The following is a 235-nucleotide window of genomic DNA, read 5'->3' as shown; positions in this document are numbered from 1 at the left end:
AGCTCGGGAACAGAAAACCGCTCTTACGCTTGGTAGACGGATCAGCAATTTCAAATGCGGGCAGGGCAAACAGCGATTTACCGAACATTTCAAAACGGCCGCCTTCAAAGCGAACTGTCTTCTTGGTGCCATTCCAGATAATTTTCTTGGCTTTTACCTGCCAGAGAACCGGTTTGTTCGGATCTGTGGCGCAGGCGCGACAAGCTGTGTACACGCCGTTATTAAAGGTCGTAAT

At 49.4% G+C, this 235-nt stretch carries 1 protein-coding gene; it reads right to left on the bottom strand.

The features are described from left to right. Positions 1-235: hypothetical protein (locus tag HBA93_RS23610; RefSeq protein WP_221724829.1), on the bottom strand; the 235-nt coding region annotated here is incomplete at both ends.

It is taken from the genome of Ochrobactrum sp. SFR4, assembly GCF_019730395.1.
GTDB lineage: Bacteria > Pseudomonadota > Alphaproteobacteria > Rhizobiales > Rhizobiaceae > Pseudochrobactrum.
The sequence above is the reverse complement of the archived record's forward strand: the minus strand, read 5'-3'. Positions and strand labels throughout refer to the sequence as shown.